At 60.2% G+C, this 22367-nt stretch carries 16 protein-coding genes; 12 read left to right on the forward strand and 4 right to left on the reverse strand.

The features are described from left to right. The first annotated feature begins 2 nt into the window (after positions 1-2). From clpB to fbaA, 7 genes are all read left to right on the forward strand, one after another. A complete protein-coding gene (gene clpB / locus ACP8KU_RS01190) occupies positions 3-2558 on the forward strand; it encodes an ATP-dependent chaperone ClpB (protein ID WP_484483842.1) in 2556 nt (851 codons plus the stop codon). Positions 2559-2602: 44 nt separating this feature from the next. Further along, positions 2603-3460, forward strand: a complete 858-nt coding sequence (locus ACP8KU_RS01195; protein WP_474898865.1) for a sulfurtransferase — start codon at positions 2603-2605, stop codon at positions 3458-3460. A 70-nt stretch (positions 3461-3530) separates the two neighbouring features. Beyond that, positions 3531-5540: a hypothetical protein gene (locus ACP8KU_RS01200; protein ID WP_484483843.1), complete on the forward strand. Its 2010-nt coding sequence runs from the start codon at positions 3531-3533 to the stop codon at positions 5538-5540. A 77-nt stretch (positions 5541-5617) separates the two neighbouring features. After that, complete coding sequence (gene pyrE / locus ACP8KU_RS01205) at positions 5618-6172, forward strand: orotate phosphoribosyltransferase (RefSeq protein WP_284612408.1); 555 nt, start codon at positions 5618-5620, stop codon at positions 6170-6172. A 4-nt stretch (positions 6173-6176) separates the two neighbouring features. Then, on the forward strand, positions 6177-6977 hold the full coding sequence (locus tag ACP8KU_RS01210) for a TrmH family RNA methyltransferase (RefSeq protein WP_484483844.1): 801 nt from the start codon (positions 6177-6179) through the stop codon (positions 6975-6977). A 53-nt stretch (positions 6978-7030) separates the two neighbouring features. Next, complete coding sequence (locus tag ACP8KU_RS01215) at positions 7031-8236, forward strand: glycoside hydrolase family 76 protein (RefSeq protein ID WP_484483845.1); 1206 nt, start codon at positions 7031-7033, stop codon at positions 8234-8236. A 173-nt stretch (positions 8237-8409) separates the two neighbouring features. Then, entirely contained in the window at positions 8410-9444 is a 1035-nt protein-coding gene (gene fbaA / locus ACP8KU_RS01220) for a class II fructose-bisphosphate aldolase (RefSeq protein ID WP_023018031.1), read from the forward strand. 231 nt (positions 9445-9675) lie between these two features. Here the strand turns inward: fbaA and ACP8KU_RS01225 are convergent, their stop codons facing one another. Continuing rightward, positions 9676-10734, reverse strand: coding sequence for an HNH endonuclease signature motif containing protein (locus ACP8KU_RS01225; protein WP_484483846.1), 1059 nt, complete (start codon positions 10732-10734; stop codon positions 9676-9678). Positions 10735-10911: 177 nt separating this feature from the next. On the opposite strand from ACP8KU_RS01225, the gene ACP8KU_RS01230 reads away from it, so the two are divergent. After that, positions 10912-12138: an FUSC family protein gene (locus ACP8KU_RS01230; RefSeq protein WP_484483847.1), complete on the forward strand. Its 1227-nt coding sequence runs from the start codon at positions 10912-10914 to the stop codon at positions 12136-12138. A 90-nt stretch (positions 12139-12228) separates the two neighbouring features. Here the strand turns inward: ACP8KU_RS01230 and ACP8KU_RS01235 are convergent, their stop codons facing one another. Continuing rightward, complete coding sequence (locus ACP8KU_RS01235; RefSeq protein WP_484483848.1) at positions 12229-13044, reverse strand: hypothetical protein; 816 nt, start codon at positions 13042-13044, stop codon at positions 12229-12231. A gap of 88 nt (positions 13045-13132) precedes the next feature. On the opposite strand from ACP8KU_RS01235, the gene ACP8KU_RS01240 reads away from it, so the two are divergent. Next, complete coding sequence (locus ACP8KU_RS01240; RefSeq protein WP_284644201.1) at positions 13133-14425, forward strand: adenylosuccinate synthase; 1293 nt, start codon at positions 13133-13135, stop codon at positions 14423-14425. A gap of 195 nt (positions 14426-14620) precedes the next feature. Here the strand turns inward: ACP8KU_RS01240 and ACP8KU_RS01245 are convergent, their stop codons facing one another. Then, positions 14621-14974, reverse strand: coding sequence for a hypothetical protein (locus ACP8KU_RS01245; RefSeq protein WP_284624595.1), 354 nt, complete (start codon positions 14972-14974; stop codon positions 14621-14623). 1811 nt (positions 14975-16785) lie between these two features. On the opposite strand from ACP8KU_RS01245, the gene ACP8KU_RS01250 reads away from it, so the two are divergent. The 3 genes from ACP8KU_RS01250 to purT all read left to right on the forward strand — a co-directional run bounded on the left by ACP8KU_RS01250 (position 16786) and on the right by purT (position 20840). Then, positions 16786-18477 carry a VaFE repeat-containing surface-anchored protein gene (locus ACP8KU_RS01250; RefSeq protein ID WP_484483849.1) on the forward strand — a complete coding sequence of 564 codons (1692 nt, stop codon included), beginning with the start codon at positions 16786-16788 and terminating at the stop codon, positions 18475-18477. A 133-nt stretch (positions 18478-18610) separates the two neighbouring features. Next, positions 18611-19330, forward strand: coding sequence for a class F sortase (locus tag ACP8KU_RS01255; RefSeq protein WP_484483850.1), 720 nt, complete (start codon positions 18611-18613; stop codon positions 19328-19330). A gap of 157 nt (positions 19331-19487) precedes the next feature. Then, positions 19488-20840 (forward strand): formate-dependent phosphoribosylglycinamide formyltransferase, encoded by a 1353-nt coding sequence (purT, locus tag ACP8KU_RS01260; RefSeq protein ID WP_005279429.1) that lies wholly within the window; start codon positions 19488-19490, stop codon positions 20838-20840. Between the two features lie 110 nt (positions 20841-20950). Here purT and ACP8KU_RS01265 read toward each other — a convergent pair whose 3' ends face one another. Beyond that, on the reverse strand, positions 20951-22312 hold the full coding sequence (locus ACP8KU_RS01265) for an FAD-dependent oxidoreductase (RefSeq protein ID WP_005284969.1): 1362 nt from the start codon (positions 22310-22312) through the stop codon (positions 20951-20953). Between the last annotated feature and the right edge of the window lie 55 nt (positions 22313-22367).

Genomic DNA, 22367 nt, shown 5'->3' on the forward strand with positions numbered 1-22367 from the left:
ACATGAGTTCTTTTAACCCCACCACCAAAACACAAGAGGCGCTGCAGGAAGCCCTGCAGACCGCTTCCGCGAATGGCAACCCGGATATTCGGCCGGCGCACCTGCTGGCTGCCATCCTTGGGCAGGAAGGCGGCATCGCCGCGCCGGTACTCAAGGCCACCGGCGTTGACCCGGATACAGTGCTGAAGGAAGCGCGCGAGCTGGTTAACTCTTACCCCAGCGCCGAGGGCGCCAATATGTCCAACCCGCAATTCAACCGGGATGGCTTAAACGTACTGACCAAGTCGCAGGAATTGGCGGGCGAGCTTGGCGATGAGTTCGTGTCCACCGAAGTCCTCCTCGCCGCCATCGCTGGTTCGAAGACCGACGCCGCCGAGTTGCTGACCGGCCGCGGCGCAACCTACGACGCCATCAAGGGCGCCTTCCCCTCCGTGCGCGGGGCCGCCAAGGTGACCTCGGAGAACCCGGAGGACCAATTCCAGGCCCTAGAAAAGTACGCTACCGACCTCACGGCACGGGCGCGCGAGGGAAAGATCGACCCGGTCATCGGGCGCGATCAGGAAATCCGGCGCGTCGTCCAGGTGCTTTCGCGCAGGACGAAGAATAATCCGGTGTTGATTGGTGAACCGGGCGTCGGCAAGACTGCGATCGTTGAGGGCCTAGCCCGCCGCATCGTGGCTGGCGACGTCCCCGAGTCCCTGAAGGGCAAGACGCTTATCAGCCTGGATCTCGGCTCCATGGTCGCCGGCGCCAAGTTCCGCGGCGAGTTCGAGGAGCGCCTCAAGGCGGTTCTGGATGAAATCAAGCAGTCTGAGGGCGAAATCATCACCTTCATCGATGAGCTGCACACCATCGTCGGCGCTGGCGCTACCGGTGAAGGCTCCATGGATGCCGGCAACATGATTAAGCCCATGCTGGCCCGCGGCGAGCTGCGCCTCGTCGGTGCCACCACGCTGGATGAGTACCGCAAGTACATCGAAAAGGACGCCGCCCTCGAGCGCCGTTTCCAGCAGGTCTATGCCGCAGAGCCGTCCGTGGAAGACACCATCGGTATCCTGCGCGGGCTCAAGGAACGCTACGAGGTCCACCACGGCGTGCGCATCATGGACTCCGCCTTGGTTTCGGCAGCGGAGCTATCGAACCGCTACATCACCAACCGCTTCCTGCCGGATAAGGCCATCGACCTAGTCGATGAGGCCGGCTCCCGCCTGCGCATGGAAATCGACTCCTCGCCGCAGGAAATCGATGAGCTCGAGCGCATCGTTCGCCGCATGGAGATCGAAGAGCTCGCCCTCAAAAAGGAATCCGACGCCGCCTCCAAGGACCGCCTGGCCGCCCTGCAGGGTGAGCTCGCGGACCAGCGCGAAAAGCTCGGCGAGCTCAAGGCGCGCTGGGCCAACGAGAAGAAAGCCATCGATGACGTGCAGGATATTAAGGAAGAACTCGATGATCTCCGCCGCCAAGCAGAAATTGCCGAGCGCGACGGCGATCTCGCCCTAGCCTCCGAGATAAACTACGGCAAGATCCCACCGTTAGAAAAGGACCTAGCCGCAGCTGAGGAAAAGGCTGCCGCCCAGCGCAATACCATGCTGGATGAGGAGGTTAGCCCGGACACTATCGCGGAGGTCGTTTCCGCGTGGACCGGCATTCCCGCCGGCAAGATGCTGCAGGGTGAGACCGAGAAGCTGTTGAATATGGAATCGGTGTTGGGTGAGAGGGTCGTCGGCCAGCGCGAGGCCGTGACCGCTGTTTCCGATGCCGTGCGTCGCTCCCGCGCGGGCGTGGCTGACCCCAACCGCCCGACCGGTTCCTTCCTCTTCCTCGGACCTACCGGCGTGGGTAAGACGGAGCTGGCTAAGGCGCTGGCGGACTTCCTCTTCGACGATGAATCCGCCATGGTGCGCATCGATATGTCTGAGTATGGCGAGAAGCACTCCGTCTCCCGGCTCGTTGGTGCCCCTCCGGGATACGTCGGCCACGAGGCCGGCGGCCAGCTCACCGAGGCCGTGCGGCGTCGACCTTATACGCTCGTGCTTTTCGACGAAGTGGAAAAGGCCCACCCCGACGTCTTCGACGTCCTCCTCCAGGTCCTGGATGAGGGGCGGCTTACCGATGGCCAGGGGCGCACCGTCGACTTCCGCAATACCGTCATTATCCTAACGTCCAACCTGGGCGCCGGCGGTACGAGGGACGAGACGATGGAGGCCGTGAAGAGGGCGTTTAAGCCGGAGTTCATCAACCGTCTCGATGATGTGGTGATGTTCGAGCCGTTGTCGGAGGAGCTGCTGCGCGGCATCGTTGACATCCAGCTGCGCGGTCTCACCGAGCGTCTGGAGGCCCGCCGCTTGACGCTGCAGGTATCCGATTCCGCCAAGTCCTGGTTGGCCGACCGCGGCTATGACCCCGCCTACGGCGCCCGCCCGCTGCGCCGGACCATCCAGCAGGCTATCGGTGACAAGCTAGCGAAGAAGCTTTTGGCCGGTGACATTGCCGATGGCGATACCGTCCACGTCGATGTCGCCGATGGCGGTGCGGAGCTGGATATTTCCGCTCGCTAAATTACCGGGCGAAAAATAATGCTCATGCCTTTAGACTGGAAGGCATGAGCATTTTAGTTTCCCCGCAGGAACTCAAAGAATCCATCTACCACGGCGATCGTTTCACCCTCCTCGGCACCCACTGGCAGCCCAAGACGGGCCAGAGCTTCATCGACTTTGCATCCCAGCACATCCCCACCGCGCTTTTCGGCGATACCGGCGCGGCCTTCGTCGGCCTTCCCGGCTCGCGCAATGGCCGCAACCCGCTTCCCGATGAAGACAAGCTGCAAGCCTGGATCCGTTCTTGGGGTCTGCAGGAAGACCGCCCCGTGGTGGTCTATGACGAGGGCCGCGGGCTGTTCGCCGGCCGCGCGTGGTGGACGCTGCGCTGGGCAGGCCTGACGGACGTGCGCATCCTCGATGGCGGTCTGGAAAACTGGCTCGCGCATGGTTACCAAACCCTGACGGGGCCGGGCAATATCGCGGTCGGCTCGACGTTCGAGGTCACTCCCGGCCAGCTGCAGACCGCGACTATCGATGACGTCCGCAAGCATGATGGCGTCCTCATCGATACACGCTCCAGCAACCGCTTTGCCGGTCGCCGCGAAAACCTAGATTTGAAGGCAGGCCACATCCCCGGTGCGGTCAATATTCCCGAGCGCCTCTTCCACAACGATGGGGTGCGCACATTGAAGTCCCCGGATGAAATCCGTGAAGTGCTGGCCGCGGCTGGGCTGACCCAGGAAAACACCAAGGATGCAATCATCTATTCCGGCTCGGGCAACCACTCCGCGCTTGCACTCGCAGCGATGGAGGACGCCGGATTCACCGGCCTGCGCCATTACATCGGCGGTTGGTCGCAGTGGTCTGCAGACCCGACCAACCCGGTGGAACGCGGGGATAGGACTTCGGTTAACGATTAATCCCAATTAATCGCTCCGACTCCGACTGGTACCGGCACCGTGGGGTGCCGGTACCTATTATTATCGGGAGATGATGGCTTCTTTACTCCTGATTTTCGCGCTCGTACTCGGCATCGCCGGTGGCTTTTTGCTGTACTACGACCGCACGCAGCGCGCCACCGATGCCCAGCGAGACACCGCATCCCAGCAGGACACCGCTGCAGGCGAATCCGATAATTCGGTGGCAGAACAATCTCAAGGCGAGAAGCCCCAACACAACGGGAAAGACTGGGACTCCCAAGGAGACCAGGACACCTGGGAAGAATTGGGCACTCGGGAAGACCAGGGTGCGCCTTTCCGCGCAGCTACCAACACGGACGACACTGACCATGCTGACGGCAGTGACGAGGATGCCGAAGGCGCCCCAGAAACCGTAGGCACCCCGGACGCCAAAGTGGTCGCAGAGCCTGAAGGTGAAGCCGCTGCTGAATCCTCCTCCAGTTTCGCGGCAAAGTACTCGCCGTCCCCCGATATTGAATCCGATTCTTCCTCCGCTACCTCTTCAGGGCGTCACCATCGCACTGCAGACGATGCGCACCGCAGCGCCAGCGACACCCGCCGTGCCAGCGAGTCCGAAGCTCTTTCGGAAAATGATGTCGTAAAGGGCAACACAACCGACGCCACAACCGCAGGCCTTGCATCCGGCGCAGACGGTGCCGGCAGGGCCAGCAGCAACGGCTGCAACGGCTGCAACGGCAGTATCGGCAGCAACGACACTGACGGCACTAACGAGAGCGTCGACAGTGCTCACACCGCAGGCAACACTGAAAAGGCCGCGGAAACTGGCGCAGGCTCTGGCATTCATCCTGCTGCGGGCTCAGCTGAAGATACGGAATCGGATGCGGATGCCTCCTCCGACGAGGCGGGCCAGAAGGGAACTGAAGAGCAACCGGAAGCTCACGCGAAGCCTAAACCTGTGGGAAGGCCGCGGCCGCTTATCCCTGGCACCATTCGCCGGGAGCGCAAGAACTGGGCGGAAACCCGGGGCTTTGAGTACATGAAGTCGGACCAGTACCTTGTCGATGAATGGACGAGGGGAGTCGCCTCCTCTGGCGCCGCGCCGAAAGACATCGTCGCCGGCAATGTGTACGGCCACGAAATGCTGCTGATGGATATCGACGGCGTCAATGTGATGGCGATGAGGACGGGGGCGGCATCGGATGTGGTCATTGATTTCCAGCGCTTCGACAGCCAAGAGCCCGAGATGTCGGAGGACCTGCTTTTGGCCATGAACATCGAGGGGTTTGAGGTATATTCCTCCGATCGCGGCGTGACGGAGCGGATGGTAGACGAGCGCGTGCGCATCGCGCTGCAGCGCATGCCGGAAGTGGTGTCGGCGCTGTGGCTGGAAACCGAGTGGGTGCTGGCGCAAACCACCAAGCATTCGCGCACCGCGGATTGGGAAGCAATGCTCCCGCCGCTAGCTTTGCTTGCCGATGCCGCCCGCGTCCTCCCACCCCGTTCCTCCTCCGTGCACACCATTCACCTCGAGGACCTAGACCCAGCCAGAGAAATTCCCGCCGCGCCTGTGGTTGAAGCAGTGGGAGGCACAACGTCGGTGGGACAGCCGGAGTTTTCCCGGCCGGTCATCCAAAGGCCGGAGGAACCATTGGATATGCCGTCGCGCACGTACTCCGAGACCCGCGGCCCGGTCGAGCACACGGCGATTGGAGCGGACGAGGTCGATGCCATTGCCGATGGCAATGAGCGCCCCACCCCCGATTCAGGCTCCGCCCGCCTGCCGCGCCGGCAATTCGGGGAGGCTTCCATCTTCGGTGACACTTTTGGCAGCGCTTTTGGCGGCTCTTTCAGCGGCGGCCTCGGCGACGCCTCCCCAGACCCGGCCAAAGACGGGGCGAAAGATATAGCCAAAGATGCGGCCAAGAACGCGGCCAGAGATACGGCCGAAGGTACGGCCAAAGGCTCGTCCACGGGCCCATCTAGAGATTCTTCTCGAGGTCGTTCCAGAAACGCCAGCGGCCCGGCCGCTGCTCGCGATAAAGACCGCCAGGATGAGTCGGGGCCGCGGCAGGGGGAGTAGCCTAGAATGTTGCGTTGGCCCACATAGCCAGGACTTTCCTCATATGCCGAAGAAAACTCTAAAGAAGGAGCAATGCGATGACTGAAGTGCACCTGCAAGAAGACAAGAAGAAGCGTCTCGCGGAACTGGTCAAGGAGCTTGCCGTTGTGCACGGCAAGGTGACTTTGTCCTCGGGCAAAGAGGCCGATTACTACGTTGATTTGCGCCGCGCGACCTTGCACCACGAAGCCTCCCGCCTCATCGGATCCTTGCTCCGCGAGCTCACCGCCGATTGGGATTTCGCGGCCGTGGGAGGACTAACCCTCGGCGCGGATCCGGTTGCCACCTCTATCATGCATGCCGATGGCCGCGATATCGACGCCTTCGTTGTGCGCAAGGAAGCCAAAAAGCACGGCATGCAGCGCCGCATCGAGGGCGCAGATGTGACCGGAAAGAAGGTGCTGGTCGTCGAAGACACCACCACGACCGGCAATTCGCCGCTCACGGCAGTTGCCGCTTTGCGCGAAGCTGGAGCAGAGGTGGTCGGCGTGGCTACCGTCGTTGACCGCGCCACCGGCGCCGAGGATGTCATTTCGGCCGAGGGCCTTGAATACCGTTCCCTGCTTGGTTTGGGTGACCTTGGACTCGCGTAACGAGATGGACCAGGCACGCCAGGCCGGGCAGGTCGAGCCGACCGGTCAGGATGCGCAGGCCGGGCAGGGTGCGCGCGGCGAGAGTATTGCGCGGGCCGCGCAGGGCGAGAGTGCTGCGCAGCATGAGCAGCAAAAGCAACAAGAACGGTCCGAAGAGGCGAAGGGTCCGACCGAATGGAATGAGGGCCGGCACGGCGTGGGGCCCTGGGAAGGACCCTGGCCGGAAGGGCCGGAGGCGGACAAATACGATCCGGAGCTGCTGCGCGAGGGCGACCGGCGCAATGTCGTCGACGCGTATCGGTATTGGCGGAGGGAGGCGATTAAGGAGGATATCGATAAGCGGCGGCATAGCCTGCATATCGCCATCGAGAACTTTGAAAATGACGCCAATATCGGCACCGTCGTGCGCACCGCCAACGCCTTTGCCGTCGATACCGTCCACATCGTGGGGCGGCGGCGGTGGAACCGCCGCGGCGCCATGGTGACGGATAGGTATCAGCATCTGCGGCACCATGAGAGCGTCGATAAGCTCATTGCCTGGGCAGCCGAGGAAGACCTGACGGTCGTGGCCATCGATAACACCCCCGGTTGCGTGCCCCTCGAAACCGCCGAACTACCGGAACGCAGCCTGCTGCTATTCGGGCAAGAAGGCCCCGGCGTAAGCGCCGCCGCGCAAGACGCCGCCCTCATGACCTGCTCCATCGCGCAATTTGGCTCCACGCGGTCCATCAACGCTGGCGTGGCCGCGGGCATCGCCATGCATGCCTGGATCCGGCAGCACGCCGATCTGAACAATTCCTGGTAAGAGATCGTTACACTAACTGTAATAAACCTTGCTACTGGAGTGATAAAGAAAACGTGGAAGAAAAGTGGGCCCACCGCGCCGAACTCGCGGAAACCGCCATCGATGAGCGCCATGCGCATTCCGTATGGGGCCTGCCGCGAACCAACCTCGCCATCGTCAGCTGGCCGCCCACCACGAAAGAAAAGCTCCTCGTGCACTGGCATTACTGGTGGCAAGCGCACTACCTCGACTGCCTCGTCGATGCCGCGGAGCGGAAGAACACCAAGGTCCTCCGCCAGCGCATCCTTGACACCACGCGCGGGATTCGCGTCCGGAACCTGACGCAGCTGACCAAGAATAAGTACTTTGATGACAAGGCCTGGCTCGCGCTTGCCTTCGGGCGTGTGGGCGAGGTGAAGAAGATGAAACCACCCAAGGCGTTGGCGTCTTTGCAGCGCAATATCGCCGAGGGCCTCGATGACTCGCTGGGGATATTGCCGTGGCGCGATGGCGAGAACTTCATGAATGTGCCCGCCAACGGGCCCGGAGCCATCATGCTCGCGCGGATGGGAGAAATCACCGCGGCTCGCCGCATCGTTGACTGGGTCTACGACAATTTGGTCAACGAAGACGGCTTCATCATGGACGGCGTGCGCATGCGCATGGATGGCCCCGAGATCGTCAAACAAGTCCACCCGTACTGCCAGGGCGTGATGCTCGGGGCATGCCTGGAGATTGTGTTGGCGATGCGGGAGGAGTCGAGCATCGGCAAGCTGGAGCAGATCGACAGCGTCTACGAGGCCGAATTGGCTTCCGAGATGATGAGCTACATCATTAAGATCCGTGGCTTGGTGCAGGCTATTGCTTCCGGCATGGCGACTCCCTCCGGCGTCGTGGATTGGGAGACCGGTGATGGTGACGGCGGCCTGTTTAAGGGCATCCTGATGCGCTATCTTGCCGATGTCGCCGTGCGCCTGCCCGGGGATTCGCCCGCCAACCGGGCTACCAAGAAGCTGGCGACCCGGATGGTCGTGGCGTCTGCCGAATCCGTGTGGGAGCACCGGCTCGAGGTTGATGGCCTGCCAATTTTTGGCTCTGACTGGACTGCCGATGCCCGGCTTCCCCACAACTACGGCTTCGGGCACACGACCGTGAGTGAAAAGATGGGCATTATTCGCGTGGATGAGCGCGACCTATCCGTGCAGCTGTCTGGCTGGATGCTGTTGGAGGCGTGCGCCCGGGTGGCTCGTGACCTGCACGAAAAATCGGGCCGCGATTAACCGCGCTGTTGATCCTCTCTGTGGAATTTGCCGAGGGGAACGCCGCAGTGTTGAGAGGCGGATTGTAAACACAGGAAATGTCACACAAATTTTACGGCGGGATTCCGGAAATGTGGGCATAATTGGGTGTTGGAACGTGTTTGACCGCAATCCCACTTTAAGGATGGAATTTCATGCCAATTGCAACCCCCGAGGCGTATAACCAGATGCTGGACACCGCGAAGCAGAACGGCTTCGCGTTCCCGGCCATCAACTGCACCTCATCTGAAACGATCAACGCAGCACTGAAGGGCTTTGCCGAGGCAGAGTCTGACGGCATCATCCAATTCTCCACCGGTGGCGCAGAGTTCGGCTCTGGCCTCGCGGTCAAGAACAAGGTTAACGGTGCTCTGGCGCTAGCCGCTTTCGCACACGAGGCTGCGAAGCACTACGGCGTTAATATCGCCTTGCACACCGACCACTGCCAGAAGGAAGTTCTGGACGATTACGTTCGTCCGCTGCTGGCCATCTCCCAGGAGCGCGTTGACCGCGGCGAGAATCCCCTTTTCCAGTCCCACATGTGGGACGGCTCTGCTATTCCGATCGATGAAAACTTGGTCATCGCCCAGGAGCTTCTGGAAAAGGCAAAGAAAGCGCACATCATTCTCGAGGCAGAAATTGGTGTCGTTGGCGGTGAAGAAGACGGTGTCGAGGCTAAGGCCGGCGATAACCTGTACACGACTCCGGAAGACTTTGAAAAGACCATCGATGCCCTGGGCACCGGCGAGAAGGGCCGCTACTTGTTGGCCGCTACCTTCGGTAACGTGCACGGCGTCTACAAGCCGGGCAACGTGAAGCTGCGCCCCGAGGTCCTGCTGGAGGGCCAGAAGGTTGCGCAGAAGAAGCTCGGCCTGAGCGAGGGCGAGCACGCCTTTGACTTCGTCTTCCACGGCGGCTCCGGCTCCGAGAAGGAGAAGATTGAAGAGGCGCTGCGCTACGGCGTCATCAAGATGAACGTGGACACCGATACCCAGTACGCGTTTACCAACCCAGTGGCCCGCCACATGATGGAAAACTACGACGGCGTGTTCAAGATTGACGGCGAGGTGGGCAACAAGAAGGTCTACGACCCACGCTCTTACCTGAAGAAGGCAGAGCAGGGTATGTCCGAGCGCGTCATCGAGGCATGCCAGGACCTCCACTCCGTGGGCAAGACCACCGCCAAGTAGGCCCGCCCCTAAACTGGGCACGCCGAAGTAGCCGCTTCCCCCTGTGCGGGAGGCGGCTTTTCCTATTTCTGGGCCTATCCCTGGTTCTATCTTGAGTCCTATATCCAGGCCTATCTGTGGGGCGCAAGGATGCGGTGGGGCCTTGCCGGAGATGAGTCAGATCAGTCAGCTAAATCAGATCAGCCAGACAAGCTATGCCAGCGAGATTAGGCAGATTGGGAGGATAGCAGGTTAGGTAGAACTCCTTGATGGGCGTGGCGAATGGGCAGGCGAGGGGATAAATCGCGGGTTACCGCTCCACGGCGGGATCCAGGCGATGCGCCCCTTGATGCGGACCATGCGGCCGCGGGCGGTGGGGCGGGAATCATCATCTTGATTCACCGCATTGTGATGGGCACAGAGCGTTACGAGGTTTTCTTGGTTCGTGGGACCGCCGGCGGCCCAGGCGGTGAGGTGGTGGACTTGGGCGTCATCGGCAGGCGTGGAGCAGCCGGGCCACGCGCAGATGGGATGCTCCGCGCGGGCTAGCATGCGTTGCTTCCAGCTGGCCATGCGCTCGGTGCGATACAGGTTTACCGCGCCGTGCTCGGGGTGGACCAAGCTGACGTAACCGCGCTGGGCGAGGGTGCGGGCCACGAGCTGGGCGCCGGACATGCGTGCGCCGTTGGAAAGCTGAAGCATGATGTCATCACCCTGGCCAGCAGTGATGCGATCTAGTTGGTCAAGGGTGATGATCACGTTGGTATGCACCGCGGGCAGCGCGCCGGGATTGCCTTCGAGGATGACCTGCTTGGCCGCAGCGAGCGGGTTTTCCTTATCCACGGAGGCGAGAACGCCCTTGATATCTGCGATATCGGTGGGATCTGCGGTGATGGAGATGGTGTGGGGACCATCGGGGCGTCGGGTATAGCGCACGCCGTGGGAGGGACGCTTGGCGGGGTTGAGCTGCTTGAGGCGCTTCTTCGCGATCGCGGGAATCAGGTGGGCTTCTGCGCGGCAGAGCTCCAGGCGGAGGTCCCAACTGCGGTTGGTGTCTTTCACACGGTGGGCGAAAGACTCGATGCTTTCAAGCACGGCGAGGTCGTGGCCGCGGGAACGGGCGGCCTCGCAGGCAAGGCGCTGCTTGCGGCTATTGGAAGTGCGGCCGAAATAGGTGTGTTGCAGGCGGGCGAGTTGCGCGGCGAGGAGCTGGCTGGCGCCGGCCTTGATGAGCTCTTGTTCGGAGCATCCCTGAAACTCGGCGACGAGGTCCACACCGCGACGGCAAAGTTGCAAAAATTCTGTGTTCACGACTCCTGACCGTAAAAGCGGCACGGGTGCGCGGCAATGGATGCGCAAGGCGAAACAGCAAATCTGTGGAATTCTCGCGCTGCGGGGGTCGCTGAGGCGCGCATATAGCGCGTTATCCACAACTTGGCGCGGGCCGGGATGCGGACGCACGGGGGCGGTGGTAGAGGGAGGTCTTCTATGCTGGAGGTCATGTCGGAAGCGAAACAAAGAGTCTCAACGAGGCAAATGCTGCGGGTGGTGGACCGCTCAGTAGTATCGCGCCTGCAACGCATCCGTTCGCGCTTCGTTTATATAATCCAGGCCACCGTGGGTGCCGCATTGGCGTATTGGGTGGCAAGCTCCGTCGTTGGGCATCCGCAGCCGTTCTTCGCGCCCATCTCGGCCGTCATCATCCTGGGGCTTTCGGGCGGGGACAGGATGAAAAGGGCGGTGGAGATGTCGCTGGGCGGCATTGTCGGCGTGGCCTTGGGTGATCTGCTCTTCCAAGTGGTGGGGCAGGGCCCGTTCCAGATCCTGTTCATCGTGGGAGCGGGCCTGGTGGTGGGGTCCTTTATTACGAAATCGCCGCTGGTATCCAACCAGATTGTCTTTGGATCCATCCTTATTGCCACGATTTTTCCGCCCACCGAGGGGCCGGGTGGCCTGCACCGGGCCATCGACGCGATGATTGGTTCCGGCATTGGGCTTATCACGATCGCGCTTATCCCTAATTCGCCGTTGAAGGAGGCTCGGCGCGAGGTGTCGAAGGTGCTGAGGATTGCCTCGAGCATTCTTAACGACGTCACGCATGGTATCCGCGATACCAACCCCGAGATCATTCGCGACGCCCGCGATGCGGTGCGCGGCACGCAAAATGACGTGAATACGCTGTTGAGCGCGGCGCAGTCGGGCAGGGAGGCATCGGAAGTATCGCCGCTTTTGTGGACCTCGCGCAGGAATATTCGCTCCCTGGAGCGTATCCTCTTGCCGGTAGATAACGCGGTGCGCGGGGTACGGGTGCTTTCGCGCCGCGCGCTAGTGCTTACCGAAGACGGCGATAGCGTGTCCGCAAAGCAGCTAGAGCTCCTAGAAGAACTATCAGAAATTATCCTCGCGGTGGGAGAACTCTACGGCCGCCAAAAGCGGGATCACGACGAGGCGATAGAGATACCCGAATTAGTACAGCGGCTGCGATACGTGGGCGGCCAAGCGGGCATGGATCTTATCGAAGAAGATGCGACGCTTTCCGCATATACGATCCTCGCGCAGACGAGGTCCATCGTTGTGGACATGCTCATGGTGTGCGGGCTCTCGCGCGAGTCCGCCGTCGCGCACCTGGTTCCTACCTCTGCGCACCCGGCATACCCGCCGGAGGTGTGGGAGCGCGACGATAAACCGAGCGATAAACAGAAGGGGCAGGATTAGCAGGACCCCGCCCCGCAAATCCGCCGAGCGGGGTGCCGGTGCGGGGCGGCGGTAAGAGCCAAGGGAAGTCGGCGTGAGCTGCGAAGGAGGCTAGGGGCGCACGACTTGGAGGTCGCGCAGGTGGCGGTAGAAGGTGACGCGGGTGAGGGGGCGTTTGTGGGGGATGGCATCGACAAGCACGCGCAGCTGGGGGCCGCCCGCCTGGACCGCGCGGCCGGTGCGGACGGAATCCGGGTCGAGGCGGCCGGGCTTGCGCAGCAGGGAGCGCAGGCGACCTTCGGGCTCGACTGGAGAGGTTGCGCGGGCCGCCAGGATGCCCGGGGCGTCGGTCATGGGGACCAGCCGCGCGCCAAAAGTACCGCGGCCGGAGGCGGCGAGGGTAGCGTCATCGATGATGATTTCACCGGTAAGCGGGCCATTGGACCAATCTGAGATGGTTGCTGAGCCGGCGACGGCCTGGCCGGAATCGTTGCGGATGAGCGGCACCGGGCGGACCGGGGCGGTGCGGGCGAGCTCGAGGGCCTCTTGCGGCGCGCCGGGCAGGCCCCAATTGGCGGCGGCGGCCGACTCGCCCGTGGGGATGAACGCTACCTCGGCCCACAGGTTATCGGCGCGCATCAGCCGGGTGATGACGGCATTGAGCGCCGAATCCGAGCCCGCGACGACCACGCGCAGGCGGTCCTCTAAGTAAGGCTCCTGCGGGGCGGCGGCAGGGGCGCCGAGGTGGCGGACATCGGGCTGCGCGGCGATATCGTCAAGCGAAGGCGTGGGGTCGTGGGGGAGGAGGTTGGTGGCGGCGGCATCGACAAGCGCGAGCTCCTTGCGGGAAGGAACGGCCGAAAGGTCATAGGCCTCTGCGGGCAAATCAACGTCGGCGGCGCCGCAGCGGAGGAACAAAAAACGCATGCACAACATGCTACGTGGGCTATTGCGGCCAGAAAAGTGTAAGGTAAATGCGTATTTTGGCTTCAATAATGAGGAAGTGACTTAAAAGATGGCAGCGATCGTCATTGTCGGCGCCCAATGGGGCGACGAAGGCAAGGGCAAGGCTACCGATATCCTCGGCGGGAAAGTTGACTACGTAGTCAAGCCGAACGGCGGCAATAACGCCGGGCACACCGTCGTGGTCGGCGGTGAAAAATACGAGCTGAAGCTCCTGCCCGCTGGGATTCTTTCTGAAAACGCCACCCCGGTGCTGGGCAACGGCGTGGTGATTAACCTTGAGGCGCTCTTTGATGAGATTGATGGCTTGGAAGCGCGTGGGGCGAATGCTTCCCGCCTGAAGATTTCCGCGAACGCGCACCTCGTGGCGCCGTACCACCAGACCCTCGACCGCGTGCAGGAGCGTTTCCTGGGCAAGCGCGCCATCGGTACCACCGGCCGCGGCATTGGGCCGACCTACGCCGATAAGGTCGCGCGCATTGGCATCCGCGTGCAGGATATTTTCGACGAATCCATCCTGCGCCAGAAGGTCGAGTCCGCGCTGGAGATTAAGAACCAGATGCTGGTGAAGATGTACAACCGCAAGGCCATCGAGGCCGAGCAGATTGTGGACTACTTCCTCAGCTACCGCGAGCGGCTGCGCCCCATGGTCATCGACGCCGAGCTGGAGCTGAACCAAGCGCTTGCCGATGGCCACAATGTACTCATGGAGGGCGGCCAGGCCACCATGTTGGACGTCGACCACGGCACCTACCCGTTCGTGACTTCCTCGAACCCGACTGCGGGTGGGGCATCGGTTGGCTCTGGCATTGGGCCGACGCGGATTAAGACCTCGCTGGGCATCATCAAGGCTTATACCACCCGCGTGGGTGCCGGCCCGTTCCCCACCGAGCTGTTTGATAAGTGGGGCGAGTACCTGCAGACCACCGGCGGCGAGGTCGGCGTGAACACCGGCCGCACGCGCCGCTGCGGTTGGTACGATTCCGTGATCGCTCGCTACGCCACGCGCGTCAATGGCTTTACGGATTACTTCCTGACCAAGCTCGATGTGCTCACCGGCATTGGGGAGATTCCTATCTGCGTGGCTTATGACGTCGACGGCAAGCGCTTCGACGAGATGCCGGTCACCCAGTCCGAGTTCCACCACGCCGAGCCGATTTATGAAACCATGCCCGCGTGGGATGAAGACATCTCCGAGTGCACCACCTTTGAGGAGTTGCCGCAGAAGGCACAGGATTACGTGCTGCGTCTTGAGGAACTGTCCGGCTGCCGCATCTCTTATATTGGCGTCGGCCCAGGCCGCGACCAGACCATCGTGCGCCACGATGTCATGGAGGACCAGTAACGCTAATCCTCATAATCCTGTGCTTACACAAGCACCGGGTGAGGAAGCTTTACATAAGTAGCAGCTCATAGCGCGCGGGTTCGTGGGCTCTAGCTGTGAGCGGATAAAAGCAAAAGGGGAGCGAGGTGCCGTGGTCAGGCGCCTCGCTCCCCTTTGTTGGATCCTCGGATACTACCGGAAGCCGTGTGCTTAGCTTTAATAAGCGGCAGTCAGGTTGTCGTAGCCGTTGCTCTTCAGCGCATTCATCACGCGATCCATCGCTGCCTGGTCGGTGTCCGGGTTATAGGTTTCCGGGAAGGTCAGGTGCGCGCTGTGGCTATCTTTGAAGTCGATGTTCACAAACTCGTGGCCTAGTTCCTGCGTGGCAAGTGCGAGTTCGCGTTGGACTTCCTGCTTTCCACTGTCCAGGATCGGCGCGGACTGCTCGGTTTCGGCCGTCTGGGTTACCTCAGGTTCAGCAAGCTGATCCTGGGCAGCGACTGGGCCGAGGCTACCTGCTAGCGGCAGAAGAGCAGCAACGGCGCTTACAATAAATGACGAAATTGACATGTTCGGTCCTTTCTTAAAGGCTAATCTCTTGAACCGAAAGAAATAGTAGCACTTAAAAGTTCGTTAATAGTGTGACCTTAAACCTGTTACTAGTCTTATTAATTCTGATAGCTGTTTGAGATATGTAAAATTAATGTAAGGGTTATCCAAAGAGATCTATCTTGGCGTTTTCGACAGATAGATGTGGAATTAGCTATCTAAAGATTGATCTATACGTTGGGAGGATTCCCTTTGCCTCAGGCCTAGCTAAGAGGTAGGGCAAGCGGAAGGGTTCCTTCTATCTCCGTCCATGGTGACCAATGGGCGGGAGTAATGGCGTGGACCATTTGAGAACTTTCTTGTTAGGGGGAGAAAGTTTCTCAAATGACTGCACGAACTTTTTGGCCAGTGCAATTTTTAAGCGGTGGAGACCGTTCTAGAATGTGATCTATACGACATTTGTGAAGATTGTTTAGATATGTTTGTTCTGATGTATGGACGACTGAGAGAAGTGCGGGCGCAATTGCGAATCAACTGGAGCGAAGACGTATCGAATGTATGGTCGCATATGGGGGGCGTGTCCAATTGGCGATTAGATGTGCTATTGGCGTTAAGGACGCAGTAAAAATGCTGGCCAAGATGGTCTACAACTTTAAAGATGCTTCTGCGGGGGTAAATGGAAGAGTGAATCAGTTCGTAAAGAGCGGTGCAAATAGGAAGATTAAATGTTCACTAAGTCTGTATAAATGTACAAGTTTCCGGGAAGTTGAGTGAACTCCATTTATCGAACATAGGTGTTTCTGTGTGTAGATAAGACTTCTTCTATATTTTCATTATTTCTATTAGCTAGTGAAAGAAATATGTTGATGTATCATGATTGTAATGGCGGGTTTGTTCTGGGTAATGGGGGCGACTGGTACTCTTCCAAGCGCACAATTGAGGGCAATCAATATGTTTTAAAGACAGAGAATGCCCGCTGTGTATTTAACTTTCACATTTAAGTTCTATGTAGCTACTTCTAGGACTGTGGAGGAAGACGTTGTAGGAATGGATCCTTTTAAGGGGATGAAATGAGTGGGACGAGAGGTCTATCTCGAAAAAGACGGCATATCTTAACCACGGTGTTTGTTGTAGTTGCGGTAATTGCAGCGATGATCAACGTTCCATGGATGAAAGCAAATGCTAGAGAGGTGGCTCCTAGTTTTGAGCCAAATCTAACGTTGGGAAACAACGACACGAAGAATGGAAAATCAGGAACGGACCCCAATTATGGGTTCCTGGTTTGGGCTGGAGAGCCGGCGCAAGGGAAAACGAAACCAAACTCTGAAAATAACGTTGGATGGGCGTGGTGCCTCGAGCCAGAGGCGCTAAATCCCTACAACACAGAGCGGTTGTACGATCATGCAAATGCTGAACAACTTAGTGTTTCGCCAGAATATCGCGACGCAGCGATCAATGTTGCTGGCAAGCTACAGAACGCTGCCATGCAGAACAACTCCAAGGAAGCTGTAAACTATTACGTTTATCTTGCGACTCTGCTGGGTGACAAAGATTTGAAGCAATCACTTGGTTTGTCGCAAAAGATATTTGCTTCCACTATTACTGGTTCGAGGGCGCACTCTCTTGGGGTTAATGACACCAGTCAAGTGGTCTCCAAATTTACAGGGAGCCATGAAGAGTTCAGGGAACTTACTGGGTACAAGATTGTAAAAGACGATGGTCCAGTCATCCTGAAGAGAGATTCATCGGTTCAGATTTCTGAACAGCCCGAGGATGCTTTTATCACAGTTGTTCGTGCTGCAGGTGGTTCAGGGAACAAAGCTCAAACTATCATGCCGGTAGATCAACCAGGTCTGCCTGGTAATAGTGAAAAGCCTACGGACGAGGAAACCCCTATTCCTGACGAGCCTGCTACGCCGAATCCCGTTCCGCCGAGCTCTGAACCGTCTGAGAAGACTCCGGAGATTTCGACGAATGCTGATTTCGCTGAGGGTTCCCATGAGGTTGTTGCCGGTGTAGAGATTGTTGACACGGTCAGTTATGAGGGCTTGGTTCCAGGTAAGGAATACACCCTGTCTGCTGAGCTGATTTCCAAGGCTGATGGCAAGACTGTTTTGGGTAAGGGCGAGAAGACCTTTACCCCGGCGGAGTCCGCTGGTACCGAGGACGTCACCATCACCGTTAATGATGACGTGACCGAGCCGGTTGAGGCTGCGGTTGCGTTTGAGGAATTGACTTCTACTGAGGTTAACGACAAGGGTGAGGACACTCCGGGTGTTGAGAAGCCGAATAAGGTTGCTGAGCACAAGGACATCACCGATAAGGATCAGACGGTAACTTCGAAGGGTTCTAAGAAGACTCCGCAGATTTCGACGAATGCTGATTTCGCTGAAGGCTCCCATGAGATTGTTGCGGGTGCAGAGATTATTGATGCGGTCAGCTATGAGGGCTTGGTTCCAGGTAAGCAGTACACCCTGTCTGCTGAGCTGATTTCCAAGGCTGATGGCAAGACTGTTTTGGGTAAGGGCGAGAAGACCTTTACTCCGGAAAAGTCTGAGGGCAGCGTTGATGTGGAGATCACCGTTGACAGCGATGTAACCGAGCTGGTTGAGGCTGCGGTTGCCTTTGAGGAGTTGACCTCGACGGAGGTCAACGACAAGGGTGAGGACACTCCGGATGTTGAGAAGCCGAATAAGGTTGCTGAGCACAAGGACATCACCGATAAGGATCAGACGGTAACTTCGAAGGGTTCTAAGAAGACTCCGGAGATCTCGACGAATGCTGATTTCGCTGAAGGTTCTCACGAGGTTATTGCGGGAGCAGAGATTATTGACACGGTCAGCTATGAGGGCTTGGTGCCGGGTAAGGAATACACCCTGTCTGCTGAGCTGATTTCTAAGGAAGATGGCACCACGGTGCTGGGTAAGGGCGAGAAGACCTTTACCCCGGCGGCGGCTAATGGTACCGAGGACGTCACCATCACTGTTAATGATGACGTGACCGAGCCGGTTGAGGCTGCGGTTGCGTTTGAGGAGTTGATCTCGACGGAGGTTAACGACAAGGGTGAGGACACTCCGGATGCTGAGCAGCCAAATAAGGTTGCTGAGCACAAGGACATCGATGATAAGGACCAGACGGTGACCTCTGAGGAGTGCGACAACCCTGGAGATAAGCCGAACAAGGGCAAGATTCCGTGGTGGGCGATCCTGATTCCGGGCATCGGCTTGGGCAAGATCATCCATGACCACCGCCATGAAGGCGACCACGACCAGCCCAAGGATCACCACAAGGACCACTCGAAGGGCAGCAACGCGTCCGAGCAGCAGTCCAAGGGTAACGGTGATAACCACACTCCGGGCAACACCGGCGAGGACCAGACAGGCGATGCCGGCCAGAGCGCACAGGGCCACGTGCCGGGCAAGACTGGTACTCCGCTGCCAGCCGATGCCGGGCGTACCGAGATTAAGTCCGTGCCATCCGGCGCTACCGAGCTCGACCCAGGTGTGCAGGGCTACATCAAGTAGCGTGCGCGCGTCGAGCCGCTAACAGGCCAAAGTGCCTGGGCACATCACGTCCCCTTCAGGGTGTCACTGCACACGCTGAAGGGGACAAACCATCTGATGAACCACTGAGAAGACCAAATAAGGAGACTGGGCAATGTCTGAGGAGACGGGCCGCAAGGAATCCATGAGCCGGGGCAAAATCGTCGGCTTTATCGTGCTAGTGGTGGCCGTAATTCTGGTGCTGATCCAGCTGGCCCTGTACCTCACCGGCGGTGAGGAGGGGAGTGAGGTGAGTGAGGGGGCATCGGAAAGCGTGGCCAGGGATGAAGGCGACGCCTTCGTTGATGAAAGCGGTGAGCAAGAGCACGAATTCGAGCCGGCGCCGGGCGAGTTCCAGGGCTTTGAGGGCATGTCTGTGGGCATCGACGGCGATTTCGCCGCCGTGGACCCGGTGCAGGTAACGGACCAGGGCGTGCTGCTGCCACCACATGATGTCTCCCGCCTGGGTTGGTACTCCGCCTCGGCAGTGCCTGGCGATGCCGGCAACGTCGGCTCCAGCGTGATTACCGGCCACGTGAACTACCAGGGCCAGGGCACCGGCTATGCGGAGAAATTCACCCGGCTGCAGGAAAACCAGGTATTTACTGTGGTCATCGATGGTGAGGAGCGCACCTTTCGCGTGACGCAAAAGCCGTACCGCCTGCCCAAGGGCGCGGATTTCCCGGACGTGGTCAATGACGCGGACGGTACCAACCGCCTGGTGCTTATCACCTGCGGCGGAAAGTTCGTCGGCGGTGCGCTGGGGTATGAGGACAACATCATCACCGTGGCAGAGCCAGTCGATGCCCCGGTGCCACCAGCACCCCAGGCCTAGCATAAGAGCCCGGAAGCGCCCGGTTCGAGGAAGAATATCCTTGGCCGGGCGCTTGCGTTTGTGCACTTCACGCATGTGCGTCCAGGGTGTGGCGGGCATCTATGAAATAATTTGGGGAAGTATCTGCTGCTCGGAGCGGAATCAAAGGAGCAAAGTCATGGATATTCCAGGCAAAATCGCCGGTCATATTGGCACGCCGCTGACGGGCAATGCCACGAAGGTATTGCTGCTCGGCGCGGGCGAGTTGGGAAAGCAGCTGGCTATTTCCTTCCAGTCCCTGGGCCTTGAAGTGCACGCGGTGGATAAGTACCAGGGGGCGCCGGCCCACCAGGTCGCGCACTATAGCTATGTCGCGGATATTACTGACGCCGCGCAGGTATCGGAATTGGTGCAGCAGATTCAGCCGCACTACGTGGTGCCGGAGGTGGAAATCGTGGCGGTGGAGGCCCTGGAGCAGGTTGAGCAGTCTAGCGACGCCGTCGTCGTGCCCACGGCGCGCGCATGTGCGCTCACCCAGGACCGCGAGCGGGTGCGCGCGGTGGCAGAAGACATTGGGCTGCCGACCTCGGCCTACCGCTTTGCCACCTCGGTAGAGGAGCTGGAAGAGGCGGCAACGGAGCTGGGGTTTCCGTGCATCGTGAAGCCGGACGTCTCCACCTCGGGCAAGGGCCACATGCTGGCGCGGGATGTGGAAGACGTGCGCGAGGCGTGGGAGACGGTGCGCCGCGTGTCCTCGGATTCGCAGCGCGTGGTGGCGGAGCGCTTCGTGGATTTCGACCTCGAGGTCACGCTGCTGGCCATCCGGTCCATCGATCCGGCCACGGGCAAGCTGGCCACGTGGTTTAGCGAGCCCATTGGCCACCGCCACGAGAAGGGCGATTTGATTGAGGAGTGGCAGCCCACCGGCATGAGCGAGATTGCGCTGGAGAACGCGCGCTCGGTTGCGGCGCGCATTTCCAATGAGCTGGGCGGGCGCGGCGTGTACGGCGTGGAGCTTTTCGTCGCCGGCGATGATGTTTACTTTTCTTCGGTCTCCCCGCGGCCTTCGGACACGGCGATGCTTACCGCCTATACGCAGCGTTTTTCCCAGTTCGACCTGCACGCCCGCGCCATTTTGGGCTATCCCATCGATGCCACGTTGATAACCCCGGGCGCCAGCATGTTCTTGCACGCGCAGGAGCCGCTTGCCGATGTCGCCTTTACCGGCATTGCCTCCGCCCTCCACTACGCCGAGACGGACGTGAAGCTCTTTGGCAAGCCCGATGCCTATAAGGGCCGGCGCATGGGCCTTGTGACCACAACGGCGGAAACGGTGGAAGAGGCCCGCGACCGCGCCGCGCTGGCGGCGCACAAGGTGAGCGTGACCTCCACGCCTGGCCTGCTCGCGCAGGGCGGCGCGCGGGGCATCGACCCGCAGGCGGAAAACGTGCCCGATATCGAGGTCGTTGAATACGAGGGCGGGGTCGAGCTCGACCCCAAGCTGACCTCAGGCGTAGACGATACCGACTAGCCCCGCGCCGCGCGGTGCCCGTCCGCCCCGCGCGGCAGCGTCGGCCAGCCCCGAGCGCCGACCAGCCTTGCACGGCAGCGCCGGCCGGCCCCCGCTCGGCGCGGCGCTGGTTAGCGCTGCGGGCCGGCGTGCTTGACCATCTCGTCCCACTCGACGATCTTGATGCGCTCGCGGCCGTGGGGCTCGCCGGCGGCCTGCTCGGCGGAGTTGAGGCGGTGCCAGCCGGCCCAAGTGGTCACGGCGATATCGCGGGATTCTAGAAGATCCAGGATGTCTTGCGGATCGCGCTTGGTCGCCGGCTCTAAGTCGCCGGACTTGTAGTCCGCCAGCAGCATGGTGGTGGTGTCCTTGGCATCGGATTTGGTATTGCCAATAAGCCCCACCGGGCCGCGCTTGATCCAGCCGGTGGTGTAGAGGCCGGGCAGCTTTTCGCCGTCGACATTGGCAAGCACGTGGCCGCCGTCATTGGGCATGGTTGCGGTGGTTTCGTTGAAGGGGATGCCGTCAACGGACTGCGGGTGGTAGCCCACCGCGCGGTAAACCGCCTGCACGGGCCACTCGGTGAACTTGCCGGTACCGCTCACGGAGCCATCGCCATTGAGCTGGGTGCGTTCGGTTTTGATGGCGGTGACGTGGCCGGCATCGCCAAGCACCTCTACTGGGGACTCGAAGAAGTGGATGTAGAGCTTGTGCGGGGCATCGCCAGGTTCGCGCATGGCGTAGGACTCCAGGGTCTGGCAGACCAGGTCGGTGGACTTGGCGGCGCGGCGGGCCTCCTCGGAAGCCTCGTCGTACTCGATGTCCTCCGGGTTGACGATGACCTCGATGGTGGGGGACTCATCGAGCTCCTTGAGCTCCTTCGGCGTGTACTTGGCCTGCGCCGGGCCGCGGCGGCCAAAGACGTGGACCTCCTTGGCGCGGTTTTCCTTCAGGGAAGAGTAGACGTTGTCTGGGATCTCCGTCACCAGCAGCTCGTCGGCAGTCTTGGCTAGAATGCGGGACACGTCGAGCGAGACATTGCCCACGCCCACGACGGCGACGGACTCCGCGGACAGGTCCCAGTCGCGCTCGAAGTTGGGGTTGCCGTCATAAAAGCCCACGAATTCGCCGGCACCGTAGTTGCCCTCGAGATCCTCGCCGGGGATTCCCATTTCCTTATCGGCGGTGGCGCCGGTGGCGAAGATGATGGCGTCGTAGTAATCGCGCATCTCCGTGACGGTGATGTCCTTGCCCACTTCGATATTGCCCAGGAAGCGGATTTCTTCCTTCTCCATGATGTTGTGCAGCGACTGCACGATGCCCTTAATGCGCGGGTGGTCCGGGGCGACGCCGTAGCGAATCAAACCAAAGGGCGCAGGCATCTTTTCAAAGAGATCGATCTGCACGTCCACATCGGATTTTACGAGGAGGTCAGAGGCGTAAATGCCGGCCGGTCCGGAGCCGACCACGGCGACGCGCACTGGGCTAGTCATCTGTTTAGGGTGTCCTTTCTTTAGGTTTTTCTCACATTCTACGCGGTGGCCATGC

Source organism: Corynebacterium sp. LaCa_282, assembly GCF_057198125.1.

What these genes read in the sequence shown, in the direction of transcription:
- clpB (WP_484483842.1), top strand. Translation starts at nt 3, where the DNA reads ATGAGTTCTTTTAACCCCACCACCAAAACACAAGAGGCGCTGCAGGAA.
- ACP8KU_RS01195 (WP_474898865.1), top strand. Translation starts at nt 2,603, where the DNA reads ATGAGCATTTTAGTTTCCCCGCAGGAACTCAAAGAATCCATCTACCAC.
- ACP8KU_RS01200 (WP_484483843.1), top strand. Translation starts at nt 3,531, where the DNA reads ATGATGGCTTCTTTACTCCTGATTTTCGCGCTCGTACTCGGCATCGCC.
- pyrE (WP_284612408.1), top strand. Translation starts at nt 5,618, where the DNA reads ATGACTGAAGTGCACCTGCAAGAAGACAAGAAGAAGCGTCTCGCGGAA.
- ACP8KU_RS01210 (WP_484483844.1), top strand. Translation starts at nt 6,177, where the DNA reads ATGGACCAGGCACGCCAGGCCGGGCAGGTCGAGCCGACCGGTCAGGAT.
- fbaA (WP_023018031.1), top strand. Translation starts at nt 8,410, where the DNA reads ATGCCAATTGCAACCCCCGAGGCGTATAACCAGATGCTGGACACCGCG.
- ACP8KU_RS01230 (WP_484483847.1), top strand. Translation starts at nt 10,912, where the DNA reads ATGCTGGAGGTCATGTCGGAAGCGAAACAAAGAGTCTCAACGAGGCAA.
- ACP8KU_RS01235 (WP_484483848.1), bottom strand. Translation starts at nt 13,044, where the DNA reads ATGCGTTTTTTGTTCCTCCGCTGCGGCGCCGCCGACGTTGATTTGCCC.
- ACP8KU_RS01240 (WP_284644201.1), top strand. Translation starts at nt 13,133, where the DNA reads ATGGCAGCGATCGTCATTGTCGGCGCCCAATGGGGCGACGAAGGCAAG.
- ACP8KU_RS01245 (WP_284624595.1), bottom strand. Translation starts at nt 14,974, where the DNA reads ATGTCAATTTCGTCATTTATTGTAAGCGCCGTTGCTGCTCTTCTGCCG.
- ACP8KU_RS01250 (WP_484483849.1), top strand. Translation starts at nt 16,786, where the DNA reads ATGCCGGTAGATCAACCAGGTCTGCCTGGTAATAGTGAAAAGCCTACG.
- ACP8KU_RS01255 (WP_484483850.1), top strand. Translation starts at nt 18,611, where the DNA reads ATGTCTGAGGAGACGGGCCGCAAGGAATCCATGAGCCGGGGCAAAATC.
- purT (WP_005279429.1), top strand. Translation starts at nt 19,488, where the DNA reads ATGGATATTCCAGGCAAAATCGCCGGTCATATTGGCACGCCGCTGACG.
- ACP8KU_RS01265 (WP_005284969.1), bottom strand. Translation starts at nt 22,312, where the DNA reads ATGACTAGCCCAGTGCGCGTCGCCGTGGTCGGCTCCGGACCGGCCGGC.